Origin of the sequence: uncultured Shimia sp. (assembly GCF_947493595.1) — a bacterium.
In the GTDB taxonomy this organism is placed as follows: domain Bacteria; phylum Pseudomonadota; class Alphaproteobacteria; order Rhodobacterales; family Rhodobacteraceae; genus Shimia.
The window spans coordinates 38,878-60,004 of the sequence record NZ_CANLRL010000009.1; the positions used below are offsets into that span (position 1 = coordinate 38,878).

Genomic DNA, 21,127 nt, shown 5'->3' on the forward strand with positions numbered 1-21,127 from the left:
AGGGAACGAAGGTACTATTAACGATGACTACAACTTTGACTGCCGCCGTGACGCAATTTGGACTCGACGGCAAGGATGGTGACGCGCTTATTCGCGCGGGTGCCAGAGTGACGCCTTGGTTGGACGAAATTCTCGACTATTTCTATGACTATGCAATGGCGCAGGAAGGCGCGGCCAAGTTCTTTAATTCTGACGAGATGCTGGCCCACGCCCGCAGCCAGCAAAAGAAGCATTGGACAATGCTTCTGAATGGGCAGTTTGATGAGAGCTTTTATCAGGCCACGCAAACTATCGGCGAAGTACACTTTCGCATTGAACTGCCGTTTGATCTCTATTTGGCTGGGTATTCTCGCGCCACGTCCTATATCCAAACCCGCCTCATGCAGCGGGGTCGCAAGTTTATGGGCCCAATGGCCAAGGCAGAAATCGCGCAGCAGCTCTCTGCTCTGACGCGCGCCTTTACCCTCGATATGAACCTGGTGATCCAAGCCTACTTCAAGGCGCAGCAGGCGGAACAGACGCTGGCCTTCGGATACTTGCAAGACGGCATGCAGAGGATGGCCAACAAAGATCTGTCGCAGCAGATCCCAGGGCCAGACAGTAGCGATTTTCCCGCGCGCTATGATGGCATGCGTATTGGGTTCAATCAGCTGCAACAGGATATGGGCGCGGTGATGTGCTCGATCAAAAATGCCACCGATGACCTTGATCTGACAGCAGCTGAAGTGAACTCCGGCGCGGATGATCTGGCGCGGCGCACGGAAACACAGGCTGCGACGCTGGAGCAAACAACGCAGTCCGTTGAAGAGATCACCAAAAGCGTGCAGTCGTCGTCCAGCGCGACCCAGGAAACTGACACGATGATGGCGCAGACCCATCAGCAGGCCCAAACCGGGCAGGACGTGATGCGGGAAACCGTGGCCAAGATGCGCGAGATTGCCGAATCATCAGCGCAGATTTCACAAATTACGGATGTGATTGACGAGATTGCCTTTCAAACCAACCTTTTGGCACTCAACGCAGGGGTGGAAGCCGCGCGTGCAGGTGACGCCGGGCGCGGGTTTGCCGTGGTGGCCTCAGAGGTGCGGAGTTTGGCACAGAGAGCCGCAGACTCGGCGGCCGAGATTAGCGAGTTGATCAAAGCCTCGTCTGATCTGGTGGAGAACGGTGTTGAGATGGTGGATCAGGCCGGGCGAGTCTTGGGGAACATTGTGAACAAAGTTGAATCGGTTGCGAATCTCACATCACAGGTGGCGAACTCCTCCAAAGAGCAGTCCGAAGGGTTGAGCCAAATTTCCAGCAGCCTGTCTCAGTTGGACAATGTGACCCAGCAAAACGCCGCCATGGTTGAGCAAACTGCCGCCGCTGTGGGCTCGATGCAGCGCGACACCACTTCAATGTCGCATCTGGTAGGTGAGTTTGTTTTGGCAGACATCGCGGATGATGAAGACCCTGCGGTTTGCGAGGCACAGGATGACGCTGGCAGGGTTGCTGCCTAATCAGCAAAGGCAGGAATGTGGTTTGGTCGGAGCGTTGCGCGTTCCGGCCTTTTTCGTTTTCGCTGCGACTTTTTCTCACTTTGTCGATCCGGCTTGGTTTTGGTCAAGTCTGCGCAAAGTCTCCCGACTTACCTTGGCCGGGAGCAGGTAATTTATCAGGTGAGTCATGTCCGCGCTATTTCGTGTCTTCTCCGAAGGTTTTCGGGTTTTCTTCCTTGCAGCAGGCGTGTTTGGCGCCGGGGCAGGGATACTTTGGACCTTGTCCTTGGCCGCAGGCGGCGCTGGGCTGGACGCTCTTGAGATGGCGCCGAGCCAGTGGCACGCCCATGAGATGATTTTTGGCTACGGTTCAGCAGCAATTGGCGGGTTTTTCCTAACCGCAGTGCCCAATTGGACCGGCGCAAAAGGCGCGCGGATCGGGTTTATTGCCGGTGTCTTTGGGCTGTGGCTGATCGGGCGCATCGCCCTGTGGCCGCTGGGTGTGGTGCCCCCAATGGCAGCAATGGTCGCGGATCTGGCGTTTGTGCCTGTTTTGGCGTGGAAAATCCTGAGCCAACTGCTGAAACGCCCCAAACCGCAGAACATGATCTTGTTGTCGATGCTGGTGGCGCTTTGGGTGAGCAACCTGTTGGTGCATCTGGAATGGACCGGCCTGACTGATGACACCGCGCGTCAGGGGATCAACGGCGGGCTGATGACCTTGGTTGGTTTGATTGGCGTGTTGGGAGGCCGGGTCACACCGGCATTCACACGCAACGCCATGAAGCGTGTAGAGGTGCCGGAGGCGGACTGGCCCAAAACACCAGACATTCTCAACAAAGCCTCGATTGTGACTTCGCTGGTGCTGCCCTGGGCCGCGATGAGCGGCATTGGTGTGCTGTTGGCCTGCGTGGCATTGGTGGCTGGCGCGGCGCAGTTGTTGCGCTTGAGCGGGTGGAAAAGCCTGTGGACCACAAGCCAGCCCATTCTATGGTCGCTGCACATCAGCATGGGGTTTCTGGCGCTTGGCCTGATCCTATGGGGGCTGTCTGGATTTGGCATTGGTCAGGAGTTGGCGGCCATTCACGTGCTGGGCATCGGCTGTGTCGGTGGCATGACGCTGGCGGTGATGAGCCGCGCCGCGTTGGGGCACACCGGGCGGGCGCTGATTGCGCCAAAGCCTGTGGTGTGGGCTTACGGCGCCATGGCCGCTGCCGCGCTGATGCGCTGGGTCGGGCAGAGCTTTTTGATGGCGGTGTACGACTTTACGCTGATGCTGGCCGGGGGGCTTTGGGTGGCGGCGATGGTGTTGTTCCTGATCGCGATTTTCCCAATGTCTGTGGCCCCCCGCGTGGACGTAAAAGGCGCTTAGGCTTTCTTGCTGTCGTCCACGATGGTCATTTTTGCGAGACCGCTCTCGCCCAGCGGAATGGTGGCAAACGGCCCGCCAATGGTCATCTGCGCCAGATCGGTTGGGTCGGCTGGCGGCGCGTCGGCAAGGATGGCCTCGGCAAACTGTTCCGCGTTGTCTTGCGGCTTGTAACCGATGTGACCAGCGCCGGTGTTGTGCACCGGGGCGCGGTCGTTGTTGGAAATGCCGTAGACAATTGAAAAGCCAACGGTTTGCGCGGTGATTGCTGCGGTGACCATGCGGATCAGATCCTCATAGCTGAGCCATGTGGAAAGCGAGCGCGGGGCCACCACTTGCGCACAAGAGAAAATGCGCATGTGAACGCTTTCTACTCCGCGTTTGTCCCAATACATGCGGCCCAAGTCTTCGGCAAAACACTTGGCGAGGCCATAAAAAGTGTCGGGGCGGTGCGGTGCGTCGATGCCGATGTTGTCGGCAATTTTGTGCATGCCCACGGCGTGTACGGAGCTGGCATAAACCACCCGTTTCACACCATTGCGGTAGGCGGCTTCCCAGACGTTATGTGCGCCGATGATGTTGGGGCCGAGGATCTCCTCAAACGGGGCCTCATCGCCAATGGCGCCAAAATGCACCACCATATCGGCGTCCTTCAGCACCTCGAGCATGGCATCCAAGTCGGCCAGATCGGCCTGCACGTAGCGTTCACCCGCATAAAGCGTGCCAATGTCCTCAGTGATGTCGGTGGAGACCAGTTCATCTGCCAGTTTGGTCAGCGGCTCACGCAGGTAGGAGCCAAGGCGGCCAGCGGCGCCGGTGAGGACAAGTTTCTTCATGATCAGGGAGCTTTCACGTCTTCTAGTAAAGTGTCAGCGGCGCGGGCCAAAAGGCCGGCATCCGAGCCGCAGGCGACAAAGGTGAACCCCGCGCCCAACAGGCGGCGGGCAAAACCCACGTCACGCACCAGGGTGCCAACGGGGATTTTCTTGGAAATCAGCCGCATGGCGGCGGGCAGGATTTTGGCCCAGACGTCGTCATGCATGGCTTGGCCGAGGTAGCCCATGTCGGCGGCAATGTCGGCGGGACCGAAGAAGACCCCATCGACGCCATCGGTGGTTGCAATAGCGTCGACATTCTCCAGCGCCTGCAGGGACTCGACTTGCACCAGCACGGCGGTCTGATCGTCCACGGTTGCGGTGTAGTTTTTGTCGCGGCCAAAGCCTGTGGCGCGCGTGGTGCCGCCATATCCACGGATGCCTTTGGGGGGGTAGCGCGTGGCGGCCACCGCGGCGGCGGCTTCCTCAGCGTTTTGCACCATCGGGAAGAGCAACCCCGGCGCGCCAACGTCCATCAGGCGTTTTACTTTCACTGGGTCGTTCCAGTCCGGGCGCACAATGGCGGTGCCGTCATAGCCTTTGATGACTTGCAGTTGTGCCTGCACGTCTGAGAGCTCGCCCGCGCCATGCTCCATATCCAAGAGCAGCCAGTCATAGCCTGCGCCCGCGACCACTTCGGTGGTCAGGGGGTCGCCAAGTGAGACCCAGAGGCCAATTTGCGGTTTGCCATCGCGGATTGCGGTCAGGAACGGGTTGGATTGCACCATTAGATCACGGCCTTCTCAACTATGGGATCATTGTTGAGCACACGTTCAAACGTAAAGGGCGCCATGTCTAGGGTGCGGAATTCCCCGTAGGTCAGTAATTCTGCCACGGCACGGCCCATGGCGGGGCTTTGTTGCAGCCCGTGGCCGGAGAATCCGTTCTGGAATATGAAGTTGGTGATCTCGGGATGGGCGCCCAAAATCGCGTTTTGATCCAGCGTGTTATAGGCGTAGTGTCCGGCCCATTCGGCGCCAACTTTGATCGCCTCGAACTGCGGAATGCGAGTGGCGATGATCGGCCAGACGTGATCCTGCCAGCGGTTGTGATCCATGTGGAAGTCGTCAAAACCCACAGCCGGGTCCGGATCGGGGGCACATCCAGCTAGGTATGTTTCAGGGCCGTCTTGGCGAAAATGCACGCCGGAGGGATCAATCGTGAGAGGCAGTTCCATATCCAGCGGCGTTTCAGCGGAAAAAATCCAGGTGAAGCGCTTGCGCGGTTCCACCGGCATATGGATGCCGGCCATTTCCGAGGTGCGTGCGGCGCGCGGACCAGACGCGTTCACCACCTGACCGCAGGACACAACATCTCCTGAGGCGAGGGTGACCGAGGTGACTTTGCCGCCATCGCGTGCCATGGCGACCACTTCGCCCTGTACATATTCGACACCACGTTCGCGGGCGGAGCGGCGGAACCAGTCAAACACCACGCCGCCGTCCCAATACCCCTCGTCTTTGGTGTTGATCGAACCCAGCAGGATGTCGTCCACATTGTAGAAAGGGTAACGCGCGGCGATGTCTTCTGCGCTCAGGAGTTCGGTTTCGGCCCCGGCAGCAAGTTGCACCTTTTGGTTGTCGCGCAGGGTTTGGGCAAAGTCTTCGTCGTCCGCCAAATAGAGATAACCGTAGTTCTGAATATCCAACTCCGGCACGCGGTCATCTCCGCCCATATGCTTGCGCAGGTTTTTCACAAAATCGGCGGCGAACTGCGAGATCTGGACGTTCAGCTGATTGGAAAACTGCTGTCGCATACAGGAGTTGGTGTGGGCAGTGGAGCTGAATTCGTAGGATGGGTCTTTTTCCACCACCAGAACCGAGCCGCTAAAATCCGGATTGTTGGACAAAAACCATGCGGTGGAGGATCCCATGATCGCCCCACCGATGATAACCACGTCGTAAGTTGTTTTGGTTGGCTTGGTGGCCATTGCGCCTGCTGCCATTAGACAATCTCCCCCCGTTTGGCCCGCGAAAGGGCCTCGGCAATCTCATCTGCCGATATGTTGTAATGCTCTGCGGCGTGCTCCGGAGTGATGTAGCCAAGCGCAAGGTCGCGTTTGACACGCGCCGGATCACGACGGTTTGGGTTACCGTAGCCAGCGCCGCCGGGGAAGCCCATTTGCACCACTGTGCCGTGGGGTATGAATTGTTTGCCTTTGCCGCGCACCGCAGCGCCATCAGACCTTGCCAGACGGGTGGCCCCACCGGCGCCGCCCTCGCGGCGGCCTTGCGCCGGGTGGTCCACGCGGTCCAGCATCAGGGAGATGTCAAACTCGTGGCCCTCACGTGCGCCGACGTCCATGTATTGCCCCAGACCGCCACGGAATTCGCCCGCGCCGCCACTGTCCGGGCGCAGCTCTTTGCGCCAGATCAGCACAGGGCCAACCTGTTCGGTGGCCTCCACCGGCATGGTCATCACGCCAGAGGGGAAGGCGGTGGCATTCATGCCGTCCAATGAGGGGCGCGCGCCGGAGCCACCGGAGTTGAAAGTCAGCACCTCGGCGCGCACAGCATCTGCTGGCGCGTCGCCGTCCATGCGGGGGCGCAGGGAGACCTGGAAGTTACACAAACACCCCGCACCTTCGGCGGGCACGGTGTTGGGCAGCAGTTTGTCGAGCGCGTTGTAGACCGTGTCGGGCACCATATGGCCAATCACGTGACGCAGCGCGACCGGGGCCGGGAACTTGGCGTTCACAATGCTGTTGTCCGGCGCGGTGATCTCAAACGGGGCCAATGAGGCGGCGTTGTTGGGGATTTCCGGAGCGATGGCGCATTTTAATGCGTAGCAGGCATAGGCCTTGGTGTAGACCAGCGGCACGTTGATGCCTTTTTTGTCGAGGCCGGACGTGCCGTCCCAATCGCTGAGAATGCGGTCTTTCTCGATGGTCAGTTTGACGTGCAGGTCGATCGGTGTGTCGTAGCCGTCAATGCGCAAGTGTCCTTCAGCTTCACCGGGTGTGAGCGCGTTGATGCGCGCCAAAGTGGCTTCGCGGGAATTGGTCAGGATGAAGTCGGAGATGCCAGTCAGATCGGAGAGACCAAACTCTTCCACCATGTCGATCAGGCGGCGGTGGCCAATCTCGTTGCAGTTTGCCAGCGCGTAGATATCGCCAACCAACTGATCCGGCTCCCGTACGTTGCCCCGGATCAGCGCCAGCAGGGTTTGATCCACCGTGCCCCGGTCGGCAAACTTCATGATTGGCAGATAAAGCCCTTCTTCGTGTACGTCATTGGCATCCGCGCCAAAACCGCGCCCGCCGATGTCGGTGACATGCGCGGTGCAGGCAAAAAAACCGATCAGCGCACCGTTGTGAAAAGATGGCGTGACCACGGTAATGTCGTGTTTGTGGCCGGTTCCTTCCCATGGGTCGTTGGTCAGATAAACGTCGCCCTCAAACATGTTGTCGCGCCCGATGCGGCGGATGAAATGGCCCACGGCGTCGGCCATGGCGTTTACATGGCCCGGGGTGCCGGTCACCGCTTGGGCGAGCATGTCTCCGGCCTCGTTGTAAACCCCGGCAGAGAGGTCGCCCGCTTCGCGCACGGAAGTGGAAAAGGCCGTGCGGACAAGCGCTTGCGCCTGTTCTTCGACCACGGAGATCATGCGGTTCCACATGACCTGATAGGCAACTTTGCTGTGCTCGGTCATTGCGTGGTCTCCTTTGTGCGCACGTCCAGCGTGCCGTCGGCGTGGGTCAGTACCTCGCGGCTGGCGGGCACAACCACGGTGGTCTCATCTTCGGTCACCACGGCTGGCCCTTGGGCGATATGGCTGGTTGGCAGGTCAGCGCGGGCGATGACGGCGGCGTCCACGGTTTGGGCCAAGGCCGGATCAAAGAGGGGGCGTGTCATGGTTGGACCGAGGGGCGTCAGCGTGCCTGTGTCTGCAAGGGGCGTGGCCGCGTCCTGAGCGGTGTAGGCGTTCACGCTCCAGACGGTGATTTCCACCTCCATGCCCTCAACCGCGCGGCCAAAGAGCGCTTTGTAGTCGCTTTCAAACAGGCGCAGGAAGGTGGGCGCGTCGGGGTTTGCGGCTTGCTCGGCGGTGAGGGAGATGGGGATTTCCCAGCCCTGTCCGGCGTAGCGCATGTAGATTTTTTGGTCGCGCAGGATGTCTGCATCCGCATCACAGGAGCGCACAAAGCGGGTGGCCTCATCAGACATGTCGTCAAACAGGGCTTTGACTTTGGCGGGGTCAAAATCGCTCAGTCGCATGAAGACAGAGCGGTTGGCTTCAAAGCTAAACGGTGCGCGCAGAAAGCCGATGGCGGAGCCGACGCCCGCGCCTTGCGGCACCAGACAACGGGAGACGCCAAGTTTTTCGCACAGCCTTGCGGCATGCAGCGGGGCGGCACCGCCAAAGGCAATCATCGTGTACTCAGACAGGTCCTCGCCGTTTTCCACCGCATGCACGCGGGCGGCGTTGGCCATGTTTTCGTCCACCACTTCCGCGAGGCCAAAGGCCGCCTCGGTTGCGTCCATGTCCAGCGTTTGGCCAATCACGGTGTCCAGCGCCTTGGCTGAATTGTCGGGATGTAGCGGGATGGATCCGCCCGCAAAGTTGTTGGGATCAAGCTTACCCAGGATCAGGTCGGCATCAGTCACGGCGGGGGTGTCGCCGCCTCGGCCATAGCAGGCCGGTCCGGGTTCGGACCCAGCGCTCTCCGGGCCAACGCGGATTTGGTTCATCGCGTCCACATGGGCGAGCGAGCCGCCGCCTGCGCCAATCTCCACCATGTCGATCACCGGGATCGAAATTGGCATGCCGGACCCTTTTTTGAAGCGATAGGTGCGGGCAACTTCAAACACGCGGGCGGTTTTGGGTGTCTGATCTTTGATCAGGCAAATTTTGGCGGTGGTGCCACCCATGTCAAAGCTCAGCACTTTGCTGAGGCCGTGCTTGGCCGCGATGTCGGCTGCAAAAATCGCACCGCCAGCCGGGCCGCTTTCCACCAAACGCACGGGGAAATCTGCGGCGCTCTCTAACGACATGATACCGCCGCCGGAGTGCATCAGGAATACAGGGCACGCTGCGCCTTCGTCCGCCAACCGGTCTTTCAGGCGGCCAAGGTAAGACTTCATCAGGGGCTTGATGTAGGCGTTGGCGATGGTGGTGTTGAAGCGTTCATATTCACGCATCTGCGGGGAGACCTCGCAGGACAACGAGACCATCACGTCGGGCAGTTTTTCCGCCAGAACCTCTGCGATCAGACGTTCGTGAGCGTCGTTTACATAGGAGTGCAGCAGGCCCACAGCGATGCTTTCGTAGTTGGCTTCGGCCAGCTCGTCGGCCAGCGCCTCGATGTCGGCGCGGTCCAGCGGGATCAGCGCGGAACCTGTGGCATCCATGCGTTCGCGCAGCACATAGCGGCGGTTGCGCGGCAAAAGCGGCTCTGGAAGTGTGAGGTTCAGGTCATACTGCTCAAACCGGCTTTCGGTGCGCATTTCGATCACATCGCGGAAGCCTTCTGTGGTGATCAGCGCGGTCTTGGCGCCACGCCGCTCGATCAACGCATTGGTGGCCAACGTGGTGCCGTGGATGATTTGGTCGATGGCGGTGGGTGTCACACCGGCCTTGGCGCAGACCTGATGCATGCCATCCACAATGGCGTTTTCCGGCGCGGCGTAGGTGGTCAACACTTTTGTGGAAAAACGCTTTTGGTCGATTTCCAGCACCACATCGGTGAAGGTTCCGCCAATGTCGACGCCCAAGCGGGTCCTGTGTGATGGCATCTGATTGCGCCTCCTTCTGTCTTGTGTCGAAGGGTAGAGCGCAGACTTCATGAAATCCAATTATTAGATTTCATGAATTGGATTGAGAAAATTTATCCTGCGGCATGAGCCTGCGCTACTTGCTGCGCCAATTCCGCTGCAGCCTCCACAAAACTGGGGCAGGTGTCGGCGTCGTAGCGGGCGTAGAACTGCAGCGCGTCGGGCACCCAGAGGTAGCGCAGGGGCTCCAAAGTGCCATTGGCCAAGTCCTCGCGCACCATGGCTTCGGGTAGGCAGGCCACGCCCAACCCGTCGCGGGTCATTTGGTGACAGGCAGCGAGGTTGGAGGAGGAGACATGCCGGACTGAGACATCGGAGAAGGCGGCGAAGTGATCCTGCATCTGGTTGTAGGGAATGGTGCCGCGGGCGTGGGTCAAAACTGGATGTTGCGCCAGATCGTGCAGGCTGAGCACCTTGCCGGACAGGTCCAGTTTGGGGCTGGCGACCCACAACATTGGCAGGGGCCCAAGATCAGCGTTGCCACTGATCTGGCGTTCAAACGGGGCGCTTTGCAGGGCAAGATCGATCCTGCGCTCCGTCAAATCGCGGGACAGGTTCACCGACAGATCAACGGTCAGGTCCATGTCGATATTGGGAAAGCGCTGTTTGAGCGCGGAGAAGAACTCGCCGAGCCACGTGTGCACAATCATCTCGGTCACGCCAATGCGCAGGGTGCCGTCAAAGAGGGTGTCATCCGCTGCGGTAAGCAGGAACCTGTCCATTGCCAGCAAGACATTGCGCGCTTCTGGCAGGAGCTTTTCCCCCACCGGGCTGAGCCGTACGGAACCAGCATCCCTAGCCATCAGCGAGTGGCCAATTTGGCTTTCCAGACCGGCGATGCGGGTGGAAATATTGGGCTGCGTGGTGTTCAGCCGGTCCGCCGCACGACGGAAGCTTTGCAAGTCGGCTACTGCCACAAAGGCTTGAAGCTGTTTCAGGCTGATCTGAGCCATGGGGCGCTCTTGGTCTAAGAAAGTCGCGGCACAGTAGGGCAGGTTGAGTGGCTTGGAAAGGCGGGCGTGCAGCAGGTACAGAGGCGGTGGCTTGCTCCGCCTGTAAAACTGTGCATGTTAGCGGAAACATCTCCTTTGGTGCAGTTTCTGATATGCATGTGGTCGGGTGCCAAAGGGCGGGAGAACATGTGCATTTGGGGGGAGTATGAGTATGGACATCAATCCAGATAGTTTGCTGCGGGACTTGTTTGCCAAAGCGGTGGCGGTGGCCGATCCGATGGCTGCTTTGCCGGGCGTTTTGGGTAAAAAACCTGAAGGCCGGTTGATTGTGGTTGGCGCCGGCAAGGCCAGTGCGCGCATGGCAGAGGCATTGGAAAGCGCCTGGGGGCCTTGCGAGGGATTGGTCATCACGCGCTACGGTTACGAGCGGCCTTGTACAGGGATCACCATTAAGTCTGCGGCGCATCCTGTGCCGGATGCGGCGGGCGAAGCGGCGACGCTGGAAATGCTGGAGCTGATGCACGGTCTAAGTGCAGAAGACACGGTGGTGTGTTTGATTTCCGGCGGGGCGTCGTCACTGCTGACCGCGCCGGTTCCAGGCGTGACGCTTGATGAATTGAAGCAAGTGAATGCGGATTTGCTGGCCTCCGGTGCGCCGATTTCAGCAATGAACGCGCTGCGCAAACATCTGTGTCAGGCCAAAGGGGGACAGCTTGCGGCGGCAGCCTATCCAGCCAAAGTGGTGAGCTATTTGATTTCGGACGTACCGGGTGACGATCCGGGCATGATTGGCTCTGGTCCCACAGTTGAGGAGCCGGAGAGCCTGGACAGCGCGCTGGCGGCATTGGCTCCGTTTGGCGTGACTTTGCCGGAGCATGTCGAGGCCGCCGCGCGGGCGCATGCCGGTGTGGTGATGCCGGATGATGAGCGGCTGTCGACCACAGAAAACATCTTGTTTGCTTCGCCCTTGCAATCGCTGCAGGCGGCGCAGGAGGTCGCAGAGGCTGCCGGATTGCGCGTGGAAATCCTTGGGGATGCGCTGGAAGGCGAAGCGCGCGATGTGGCGCAAGCGCAGGCTGAGTTGGCTAAGGCCAAAGTGGGGCGTGGGCCTCGGGTGCTTCTGTCTGGCGGAGAGCTGACCGTGACACGGCGTGGAGATGGCGTAGGTGGGCCAAACGCGGAGTTCGCGCTGGCTTTGGCGCTGGCGCTGGACGGTGCAGAAGGCATCCATGCGATTGCCTGTGACACCGACGGTGTCGATGGCGCGGCAGAGGTGGCCGGCGCGGTGATTGGGCCTGACACGCTTGCGACAGCGCAGGCGAAGAACGTGGACGCAGCTCTAGCTTTGGCGGAAAATGACGCCCATAGTTTCTTTGAAAAGATCGACGCGCAGGTGGTGCCAGGGCCAACGCTCACCAATGTGAATGATTTCCGCGCCATTCTGATCATCAAGTAATTGCACCTTGCGGTGAAAGCCGCGTAGAGATGGTTCACAAATTAACTTGTGGGAGCAAAAGGATGAAAAAGGCGATTATCACGGGCCATTCCAAGGGGCTTGGCGCGGGTATGGTGTCTTGCCTGATTGAAGCGGGCTACGAGGTTCTGGGCCTGTCCCGTTCCGGCATTGGATCGGATATGGCAGGGCTGACCGAGGTTGCGCTTGATCTGGGAGACACAGAGGCTGTGACAGCCTTTGCCACCGGCGCGGAGTTTTCCAAATTCTTGGAAGGTGCAAGCGAGGCTGTGTTGATCAATAACGCTGGCATTGTGGAACCCATCGCCCCAATTGGCCGTCAGGACGCAGGCAAGATTGCCCAGTCCTTGGCAGTGAACGTGACCGCGGCACTGATTCTGAGCGATGCATTTGTTGCGGCGACCGAAGGCGCGGAGCGTCGGGTCGCGCATATCTCCAGCGGCGCGGGGCGCAACGCCTACACGGGCTGGAGCGTCTATTGCGCCACCAAAGCGGCCATGGACATGCACGCGCGCGCGATGGTGGAAGACGCGGTTTCTGGTCTCAAGGCCGAAAGCATCGCACCGGGTGTGATTGACACCGGCATGCAAGCGACCATTCGCTCTGCACCGGAGGAGGATTTTGCCCTGCTGGATCAGTTCAAATCGATGAAAGCCGAGGGTGGCTTGGCTAAGGCAGAGGACACAGCAGCGAAGATTTGCGCTCATATCCTAAGCGATCGGTTTGGCGCGGAGACGATCACGGATGTGCGTACGTTCTAAATTAGATGGCCCTCGCAATTGTCGTGAGGGCCCATTCTTTGCTTAGCCGCCGCAATTTTTGAATTTTCGCTATTTTTCGTTGCCCGATCGCCAACTTGTGGCTTAGGGAGGGTGAAAATTGTTAGCGCTAAAGGCTGCCGAGAGCTCTGGCAGCATTGGGAGACTGAGATGAAACGCTCTACCATCAATGACATTATGGCGGCTGCGGATGAGATGATCCGCTCTTACGGCTTTAAACTGCCACCCTTTGCCTATTGGGCGCCGGAGGAGTTCAAGGCGCGGGCCAAAGAGGCCGAGGCACTTATTCAGGCACGCTGCGGCTGGGACATCACCGATTATGGCGCGGGCCGGTTTGACGAGATGGGGCTGTTTTTGTTCACTCTGCGCAACGGGCGTCTGGCCGATCTACAGCGTGGTGGCGGCATGTGTTATGCGGAGAAGCTTCTGATCTCGCGTCAGGATCAGCTCTCGCCAATGCACACCCATGTGATCAAAGCGGAAGACATTATTAACCGTGGTGGGGCCACTATGGTCGTGGAGCTGTTTGGCTCTGACGACGATGGTAACTTTGCCGAGGACCGCGGTGGTATGGTGATGTGTGATGGGATTCCGCGTTCGTTTGCGCCTGGCGAAAAGCTCAAGTTCGCGCCGGGCGAGAGCCTGACCCTGATGCCGGGTGACTGGCACGCGTTCTGGGGCGAGGGGGGCGATGTGCTGATTGGCGAGGTCTCCACCGTGAATGACGATGAAACAGACAACATCTTCCGCGAGCCGATTGGCCGGTTTGCTGAGATCGAAGAAGATGTCGCGCCAACCCACCTGTTGGTGAGCGACTACGCCAAATGGCTGGCCTGAGGAGGCAAACATGATCCTGTGTTGTGGCGAAGCGCTGATTGATATGATCCCGCGTGAGACCGTTGAGGGCGGCACCGGCTTTGTGCCCCATGCCGGCGGCGCAGTGTTCAACACCGCCGTGGCGCTGGGCCGTTTGGGCGCACGTGTGGGATTGGTCAGTGGCATTTCCACCGACAGTTTTGGCGACATTCTGATGACCGAGCTGGTCGCCAGCAACGTCAGCACTTCGGCCCTCATTCGCGCCAAACGTCCGTCCACGATGGCCTTTGTGCATTTGAGCAGCGGGCAGGCAACCTATTCGTTTTATGATGAAAACACCGCTGGCCGCATGATCCAGCCCTCTGATCTTGTGTCGGTGGAACCCAAGGTGAAAGCGTTGTTTTTCGGCGGGATCAGTCTTGCGGTGGAGCCCTGTGCGGACACCTATGCCGAGTTGCTAGAGCGCGAGGGCGCGGGACGCGCGGTGATGGTGGACCCGAACATTCGGCCCGGATTTATTGCCAACGAGAAGGCCTATCGCGGGCGATTGGCAAAGATGTTTGCCAAGGCTGATATCGTGAAAGTGTCCGACGAGGATTTGCAGTGGCTTGTGCCGGGTGATGACACTCTGGATGAACGCGCCATGAAGATCATCGATCAGGGCCCTGCGCTGGTGCTGGTGACTCGTGGTGGCGAAGGTGCAGACGCCTATGTGACCAGCGGGCATAAACTGTCCGTGGCGGCCGCAACAGCGGAGGTTGTCGACACCGTTGGCGCGGGCGACACGTTTAATGCTGGCGTTTTGGCCAAACTTGCAGAACTTGGTGTGCTGACCAAAGCCAAGGTGCGCGAGTTGTCGCTGGAAGATGCGGCGGCGGCACTGGCCTTTGGGGCCAAAGTGGCGGGTGTGACCGTATCGCGGGCCGGGGCCAACCCACCTTGGGCCAGTGAATTGGCCTAAGGGCTTGCTTTAGGCGTGGCTTGGCGGCACATAGCGGGCGATCTGACAGGAGCCCGATATGACACCGCAGGACGTTGAAACTCTGTTTACCCGCCACGATGGCAGCTACGGGTTTGCCCGCTGGGGACGCCCAATTTCGCCTGTGGTGTTTGGGGTCGAGGATGCCACTCTGGAAACTGTGAAGGGGGCGCTGGAAGCTGTGGTGACCTTGGTGGGTCATCAAATGGCCGAAACCGATCCAGAGCTTGGCAGTAACCTGATGATGTTTTTCTTCCGGGAATGGGATGAGCTTCTGGAGGTGCCGGATCTTGAGCGTTTGATCCCGGATCTCAAGGCGTTGGTGGGCCGTTTGAAAGAGGCGGACGCCACCCAATACCGCGCCTTCCGCTTTGAAAACGATGGCGGCATTCAAGCGGCTTTTGTCTTCCTGCGCATGAATGATGCCATGTCGCAAATTCCGGCTGAGGCGCTGGCCTTGGGCGAGGCGGTGCAGACCATTGTGGCCTGGGGACCCAAAGCTTTTGCGGAGACTTCCCCTTTGGCCGTGGTGCCGGAAAGTGGCGCAACCGTGTTGCGTCCGGAAATCGCGGCGGTGATTGCCGCCGCCTATGACCGGATGATGCCGGTGGCAGCGGAAGACGCGAGCCACGCGCTGCGCTTGTTTGCACGGCTGCGACTCGACTAAATCCCACAATTTCGCACTTCAGGTCGAGTGAGTCGGTGCTCATGTGCGCGTGTGCAGTGCTGGCTGTGCAGTGGCACCTGTTTTGTGAACCCGCTATTTGAGGCACTCTGTTTGTGTAGCCAAACGCGAACAAGGAGTGTGACATGGCAGGTGATGTGCCCATTATTGCGGCGACCCGACCCGTCAAAGTGGAGTTGGAAGAAGGTAAAACCTATTTCTGGTGCAGTTGCGGGAAATCCAAAAATCAGCCGTTTTGTGACGGCAGCCACGCGGGAACAGAGATGAAACCGCAGAAATTCACCGCCGAGAAAAGCGGTGATGCGTTTTTGTGCCAATGCAAAGCCAGTGCCAATGCGCCGTTTTGTGACGGGGCGCATACCCGCATGGGGGAGGCCAAGGCAGGCGACCCTGCTCCAAAACCGCAATCGGATGTGCCGCAGGCTGTGCCCACTCCCGAAGAACCCACCGTGGCGCGGATACACGAACTTGCACGCGATGGGCTGAGCAAGCTGGGACATCACGGCGAGATGGGTTCCATGGGCGTGCCGCGCAAAGATTTGCCGCAGTGGGACGACATTCAGATCCTGCCAGCCCAGGTGGCGCGCAAGCCGCTGTTGGATGATGCGCCGGTGGACACATCGGTTGTGATTGGTCCACGGGCGGCCAAGCCGTTGCGGTTGGACATTCCGCTGTTTGTCTCTGACATGAGCTACGGCGCGCTGTCGGAAGAAGCAAAAACCGCGCTGGCACGTGGCGCAGAGCTGGCAGGCACCGGGATTTGTTCGGGTGAAGGCGGCATGTTGCCCGAGGAGCAGGCGGAAAACTCGCGCTATTTCTATGAGCTGGCCTCCGCGCAGTTTGGCTGGAAGCCGGAGCTGGTTGAGCGGGTGCAAGCCTTTCATTTCAAAGGCGGGCAAGGGGCCAAAACCGGCACGGGCGGGCATCTGCCCGGCGAAAAGGTACAGGGCAAGATTGCCGAGGTACGTGGTCTGGAGCCGGGACAAAGCGCGGTGTCACCGTCGACTTTCCCGCAGCTGCATACGCCGCAGGACTATGCCCGCATTGCTGATGAGGTGCGGGAACGCTCCGGTGGCATTCCGATTGGTTTCAAACTCTCGGCCAATCACATCGAGGCGGACATCGACTTCGCGCTGGAAGCTGGTGCGGATTACATCATCCTTGATGGTCGTGGCGGCGGCACCGGGGCCGCGCCGTTGATCTTCCGCGACCACATCTCAGTGCCAACGATCCCGGCCTTGGCGCGGGCGCGTAAGCATCTGGATGCCAAGACCGGTGGCGAGGTCTCTCTTGTGATCACCGGCGGTCTGCGTGTGGCCGAAGACTTCGTGAAAGCCATGGCGCTGGGCGCGGATGCGGTGGCGGTGTCCAATTCGGCCATGCAGGCGGTGGGCTGTATCGCGGCACGCATGTGCAATTCCAACAACTGCCCGGTGGGCATTGCGACCCAGAAGCCGGAGCTGCGCAAAAAGCTGGACGTGCAGATTGGCGCGGAAAAGCTCGCGCGATATTTTGGTGCCAGTGTTGAGCTGATGCAGGTGCTGGCACGCGCCTGCGGGCATAGCAGCCTGTCGGATCTGAACGCAGATGACATCACCACCTGGAAGCGCGAGATGGCCGACCTGAGCGGCGTGCGTTTTGCCGGTGTGGGGCGGTAACTACCTTGAGCGGCTCCGCGATTGGCGCGGGGCCGCTTCCAACACTTGCAATGGCTGGGCTGCTTGCCTACCCATAGGTCATCTTATTGTGGAGACCTGCCAATGCCTTACACCTTGCCGATCCGCGTCTATTACGAAGACACCGACATGGCGGGCATTGTGTATTATGCCAACTACCTCAAATTCATCGAGCGTGGGCGCAGCGAGTGGGTGCGCGAGATTGGCATGGATCAGCTGGAAATGAAGGCTGAGGGCATTGTCTTTGCGGTGCGCCGTGTGGAATGTGACTATTTGGGCAGCGCTGTGCTGGACGATTTGCTGACTGTGGAAACCGAGGTGGCCAATGTCACCGCTGCACGTTTGGTGATGGAACAGCGGGTGAAACGCGGTGAAGAGGTGCTGTTTCACGCCATGGTCACCGTGGTGTGTATGAATGAGCAGGGCCAGCCAGTGCGTTTACCGGCGAATATCCGCCAAATGGTGCATTAAAGCGGGCAATTTCCCGCGAGCGACGCCAATTTATTGGCTTTCCCCGTAGAAACCCGTTACGTTTGCTCGCAAACAAGGCCCCGACAGAGGGCCACAAAGCAGAGCAGGCTATATGGAACACGCAGCAGTCGATTTCTCGATGTGGGCACTTTTTGCGCGCGCAACTTTAACCGTAAAACTGGTGATGGTGATGCTAATCGTGGCATCCTTCTGGTCTTGGTCGGTGATTTTTCAGAAACACATCATGTACCGCAAGGCGCGGCGCGAGGCCGCGCGGTTTGATCGGGCGTTTTGGTCGGGTGAACCGTTGGACAAGCTGTTTGAGGAGCTGGGACCGGAACCCAAAGGCCGTTCCGAGCGGGTGTTTGCTTCCGGCATGGTCGAGTGGCAACGCAGCCACCGCCAAGACGGCGGGTTGATTGCCAATGCCACCAGCCGGATTGACCGCTCGATGGATGTGGCGATTGCCAAAGAGGCCGACGAGCTGCAACACGGGTTGCCAATCCTCGCCACGGTTGGGTCCACCGCACCGTTTGTTGGGTTGTTTGGGACCGTTTGGGGCATCATGAACGCTTTTATCGAGATTGCCGCCCAACAGAACACCAACCTCGCCGTTGTGGCGCCGGGCATTGCTGAGGCCCTGTTGGCAACCGGGCTTGGCCTCTTGGCCGCGATCCCTGCCGTGATCTTCTACAACAAACTCAGCGCGGACAGCGACCGGATTGTATCGGGCTATGAGGCCTTTGCCGACGAGTTTGCCACCATCCTCAGCCGCCAGTTGGACGCCTAAGCCATGGGCGCGGGTGTTATGAAATCCGGCGGAGGAGGCGGCAAACGTCGCCGCCGCAATCGCCGTTCCAGCCAACCGATGAGCGAGATCAACGTCACGCCCTTTGTGGATGTGATGCTGGTGTTGCTCATTATCTTCATGGTGGCTGCGCCGCTGATGACAGTGGGCGTGCCGGTGGAATTGCCCAAAACAGCCGCCAACCCTTTGCCAGGTGAGCAGGAAGAGCCGTTGACCATTACCATTGATGCGAACCTTGGCATCACCATTATGACCACACCCGTTGCCGCCGAAGATCTGATCCCGAAGCTGCGCGCGGTTGCGGCAGAACGCGAGTCCGATCGGGTGTATCTGCGTGCGGATGGAGCCATTCCTTACGAAGCGGTGGTGCAGGTCATGGGCGCGCTCAACGCGGGTGGCTTTAGCGATGTGGGCCTTGTGACCGACATGGGTGGCCCGGCGCTGGATGGCACCGACCCAAGCGGGACGGATAACTAGGGCGCGCAGGTGCATATTGGGCATTATATCTCGGGCGTTGCCCACACCGGCCTGATTGGCTGGGTGTTGTTGGGCGGGGTGTTTGACTCCGATCCGCCGCCTATGGAGGTGGTGGACATCGCGATGATTTCCACAGCCGAATTTGAGGCGCTGACCCAAAGCCAAATCGCGCCGGAGACCTCCACCGAGATTGCCCTGCCGCAGCCACCGGAAGAGACCGAGCCTGCTCCGGAAGTGGTGGCGCCTGAAGATGCTGTGGTGCCGCAGCCGGAACCCATCGAGCCGATTGAGGCCGAGCCGGAAGTTGCGCCGGATGTGGCCGATCTTGCTGACCCAACGCCGCCGGAACCGGAAGTCGCGCCAGAACCCACGCCACAACTGCCAACGCCTGAAGCCGACACCGCTGTGATTATTCCGGATGCGCCGGTAGAGCCCGTGCCCGCGCCTGTGGAGCGCGTGGCCCCGGAACCTGTGGCGCAACCTGAGCCGGACACAGCCATAGCCGATGCCTTGCAAGAGGCCACGAAGCCGGATGAAGCGGGCGAGGCGGCGGAAGAGGTTAAGGAAGACACCGCACCTGAGGCAGCCTCTACCGAAATTGCCACCGAGCCGAAACAGGAAGAGGTTGTCAGCGCCGCGCCCGCGCGTTCGTTGCGCCCGCGTCTGCGTCCAAAGGTGACGGAACCGGCACCAACACCGGCAGAAGATGCGATTGCTGCTGCGCTGGCCGAGGCCGCTGCGCCAACCGAGTCCACGCCAACCGCCCCCTCCGGTCCGCCGCTCACCCGTGGAGAGAAAGACGGGCTGCGCGTGGCGGTGCAGCAATGTTGGGTGGTGGATGTTGGCTCCCGTGCCGCGGATGTGACTGTGGTGGTGGGACTCAGCCTGGATCAAAACGGCAAGGTTCAGGGTGATATTCGCATGTTGAGTTACGAAGGCGGCGATGAAGCTGCCGCCAAAACCGCTTTTGCCGCCGCGCGCCGTGCCGTGTTGCGGTGCCAGAAAAGCGGCTTCGACCTACCCGCAGAAAAATATGACCATTGGCGGGATGTTGAGATTACATTTAACCCGGAGAAAATGAGGTCCAGATGATGAGACTTTTTGCGACCCTAGTGATCGGGATCCTGACGGTGGGCCAATTCGCCCAACCGGTTGTGGCCCAAGGCCAGCCCCTGCGAATCGAAATCACCGACGGTGTGATTGAGCCGATGCCCTATGCGGTGCCGGATTTTGTCGCGGAAACCCCAGGCTCCAATCAGGTGTCCAAGGACATCAGCCGCGTGATTGCGGCGGACCTCAACGGCACGGGGCTGTTCCGGGAAATTCCGGCCAAAGCGCATATCTCCTCGATCACCAACTTTGGCAGTCCGGTGCAGTTTGCTGACTGGAAGGCGGTCAACGCACAGGCGCTGATCACCGGTGGTGTGTCGGTGAGCGGCAATCAGCTTGAAGTGAAGTTCCGGGTCTATGACGTGTTTGCGGGTACCGAGCTGGGCAGTGGCCTGCGGTTCAAAGGCACCACCGATGGCTGGCGGCGCATGGCGCATAAAGTGGCGGATGCGGTCTACGCGCGGATCACCGGCGAAGGCGGTTATTTTGACAGCCGTGTGGTCTATGTGGCCGAAACCGGTCCCAAGAATAACCGCAAGAAACGCCTGGCGGTGATGGATTACGATGGCGCCAATCTGCAATACCTGACCGACAGCAGTTCGATTGTGCTGGCACCACGGTTCTCGCCCACGGGGGATCGCGTGCTCTACACCAGCTATGAAACCGGCTTCCCGCAGGTCTATGTGCTCGACGTTGGCTCCGTGCGCCGCAAGGTGCTGTCCAACGAAAGCGGCACCATGAGCTTTGCTCCACGGTTCAGCCCGGATGGCAAAAGCGTGGTGATGTCGGTGACCGAAGGTGGCAACACCGACCTCTACAAAATGGACATCGCTTCCGGCAAACGTCAGCGTCTCACGTCAACGCCGTCGATTGAGACTGCACCGAGCTACAGTCCGGATGGCAGCAAGATTGTGTTTGAAAGCGACCGTTCCGGTACACAGCAGCTTTACGTCATGTCGGCAGGTGGCGGCGAGGCCACCCGCATCAGCTTTGGCAAAGGCCGCTACGGCACGCCGGTTTGGTCGCCACGCGGTGATCTGATTGCCTTCACCAAACAGAACAAAGGCCGCTTCCACATTGGCGTGATGCGCACCGATGGTAGCGAAGAGCGCCTGTTGACCGCATCTTTCCTGGATGAAGGCCCAACCTGGTCGCCAAACGGGCGTGTCATCATGTTCACCCGCGAAACCCGCGGTGCGGGTGGGGCGGCGTCGCTTTACTCGGTGGATGTGTCTGGACGGAATTTGAAACCGGTGAAGATCAATGGCGGTGGCTCTGACCCTGCCTGGTCCCCACTGCAATAAAGTAAGAAACCCCCGCGTTTTGCTTGCACAGCAGCTTGTGATAAGACAGCGTCATAAGAAGAGCACAAAATGCAATTGAGGCGACGGGTATAGAGGCGA

At 59.7% G+C, this 21,127-nt stretch carries 19 protein-coding genes; 13 read left to right on the top strand and 6 right to left on the bottom strand.

Annotated elements, in window-relative coordinates:
* Window positions 1-47: 47 nt before the first annotated feature.
* Window positions 48-1,499 carry a globin-coupled sensor protein gene (locus tag Q0955_RS17820; RefSeq protein WP_299427127.1) on the top strand — a complete coding sequence of 484 codons (1,452 nt, stop codon included), beginning with the start codon at window positions 48-50 and terminating at the stop codon, window positions 1,497-1,499.
* Between the two features lie 166 nt (window positions 1,500-1,665).
* On the top strand, window positions 1,666-2,850 hold the full coding sequence (locus Q0955_RS17825) for an NnrS family protein (protein WP_299427130.1): 1,185 nt from the start codon (window positions 1,666-1,668) through the stop codon (window positions 2,848-2,850).
* On the opposite strand, the gene Q0955_RS17830 is transcribed toward Q0955_RS17825, so the two are convergent.
* From Q0955_RS17830 to Q0955_RS17855, 6 genes are all read right to left on the bottom strand, one after another.
* The gene (locus Q0955_RS17830; RefSeq protein WP_299427133.1) at window positions 2,847-3,683 is read right to left on the bottom strand and encodes an NAD(P)-dependent oxidoreductase; all 837 of its coding nucleotides are present in this window, start codon (window positions 3,681-3,683) and stop codon (window positions 2,847-2,849) included. The two genes, Q0955_RS17825 and Q0955_RS17830, sit on opposite strands and share 4 nt — an antisense overlap.
* A gap of 2 nt (window positions 3,684-3,685) precedes the next feature.
* Window positions 3,686-4,450 (bottom strand): HpcH/HpaI aldolase/citrate lyase family protein, encoded by a 765-nt coding sequence (locus Q0955_RS17835; protein WP_299427136.1) that lies wholly within the window; start codon window positions 4,448-4,450, stop codon window positions 3,686-3,688.
* On the bottom strand, window positions 4,450-5,667 hold the full coding sequence (locus Q0955_RS17840; protein WP_299427139.1) for an FAD-binding oxidoreductase: 1,218 nt from the start codon (window positions 5,665-5,667) through the stop codon (window positions 4,450-4,452). The genes Q0955_RS17835 and Q0955_RS17840 overlap by 1 nt, the downstream gene beginning before the upstream one ends.
* Window positions 5,667-7,373, bottom strand: coding sequence for a hydantoinase B/oxoprolinase family protein (locus Q0955_RS17845; RefSeq protein WP_299427142.1), 1,707 nt, complete (start codon window positions 7,371-7,373; stop codon window positions 5,667-5,669). Before Q0955_RS17845 ends, Q0955_RS17840 begins: the two co-directional genes overlap by 1 nt.
* Window positions 7,370-9,457 (bottom strand): hydantoinase/oxoprolinase family protein, encoded by a 2,088-nt coding sequence (locus Q0955_RS17850; protein WP_299427145.1) that lies wholly within the window; start codon window positions 9,455-9,457, stop codon window positions 7,370-7,372. Before Q0955_RS17850 ends, Q0955_RS17845 begins: the two co-directional genes overlap by 4 nt.
* A gap of 92 nt (window positions 9,458-9,549) precedes the next feature.
* On the bottom strand, window positions 9,550-10,449 hold the full coding sequence (locus Q0955_RS17855) for a LysR family transcriptional regulator (RefSeq protein ID WP_299427148.1): 900 nt from the start codon (window positions 10,447-10,449) through the stop codon (window positions 9,550-9,552).
* Between the two features lie 205 nt (window positions 10,450-10,654).
* Here Q0955_RS17855 and Q0955_RS17860 point away from each other — a divergent pair, with 205 nt between their 5' ends.
* The 11 genes from Q0955_RS17860 to tolB all read left to right on the top strand — a co-directional run bounded on the left by Q0955_RS17860 (window position 10,655) and on the right by tolB (window position 21,028).
* Window positions 10,655-11,905, top strand: a complete 1,251-nt coding sequence (locus Q0955_RS17860) for a glycerate kinase (protein ID WP_299427150.1) — start codon at window positions 10,655-10,657, stop codon at window positions 11,903-11,905.
* A 62-nt stretch (window positions 11,906-11,967) separates the two neighbouring features.
* Complete coding sequence (locus tag Q0955_RS17865; RefSeq protein WP_299427153.1) at window positions 11,968-12,684, top strand: SDR family NAD(P)-dependent oxidoreductase; 717 nt, start codon at window positions 11,968-11,970, stop codon at window positions 12,682-12,684.
* A gap of 168 nt (window positions 12,685-12,852) precedes the next feature.
* Entirely contained in the window at window positions 12,853-13,539 is a 687-nt protein-coding gene (locus Q0955_RS17870) for a D-lyxose/D-mannose family sugar isomerase (protein WP_299427156.1), read from the top strand.
* A 10-nt stretch (window positions 13,540-13,549) separates the two neighbouring features.
* Complete coding sequence (locus Q0955_RS17875) at window positions 13,550-14,479, top strand: carbohydrate kinase (protein WP_299427159.1); 930 nt, start codon at window positions 13,550-13,552, stop codon at window positions 14,477-14,479.
* A gap of 58 nt (window positions 14,480-14,537) precedes the next feature.
* Complete coding sequence (locus Q0955_RS17880; RefSeq protein WP_299427161.1) at window positions 14,538-15,164, top strand: hypothetical protein; 627 nt, start codon at window positions 14,538-14,540, stop codon at window positions 15,162-15,164.
* A gap of 143 nt (window positions 15,165-15,307) precedes the next feature.
* Window positions 15,308-16,840 carry a glutamate synthase-related protein gene (locus Q0955_RS17885; protein WP_299427164.1) on the top strand — a complete coding sequence of 511 codons (1,533 nt, stop codon included), beginning with the start codon at window positions 15,308-15,310 and terminating at the stop codon, window positions 16,838-16,840.
* A gap of 102 nt (window positions 16,841-16,942) precedes the next feature.
* Window positions 16,943-17,329, top strand: a complete 387-nt coding sequence (gene ybgC / locus Q0955_RS17890; protein WP_299427167.1) for a tol-pal system-associated acyl-CoA thioesterase — start codon at window positions 16,943-16,945, stop codon at window positions 17,327-17,329.
* A gap of 112 nt (window positions 17,330-17,441) precedes the next feature.
* Window positions 17,442-18,119, top strand: coding sequence for a protein TolQ (gene tolQ / locus Q0955_RS17895; protein ID WP_164644854.1), 678 nt, complete (start codon window positions 17,442-17,444; stop codon window positions 18,117-18,119).
* A gap of 3 nt (window positions 18,120-18,122) precedes the next feature.
* On the top strand, window positions 18,123-18,614 hold the full coding sequence (tolR, locus tag Q0955_RS17900; RefSeq protein WP_299427170.1) for a protein TolR: 492 nt from the start codon (window positions 18,123-18,125) through the stop codon (window positions 18,612-18,614).
* A gap of 9 nt (window positions 18,615-18,623) precedes the next feature.
* Window positions 18,624-19,706: a hypothetical protein gene (locus Q0955_RS17905; RefSeq protein ID WP_299427173.1), complete on the top strand. Its 1,083-nt coding sequence runs from the start codon at window positions 18,624-18,626 to the stop codon at window positions 19,704-19,706.
* Complete coding sequence (gene tolB, locus Q0955_RS17910) at window positions 19,703-21,028, top strand: Tol-Pal system beta propeller repeat protein TolB (RefSeq protein WP_299427176.1); 1,326 nt, start codon at window positions 19,703-19,705, stop codon at window positions 21,026-21,028. Before Q0955_RS17905 ends, tolB begins: the two co-directional genes overlap by 4 nt.
* Window positions 21,029-21,127 lie beyond the last annotated feature (99 nt).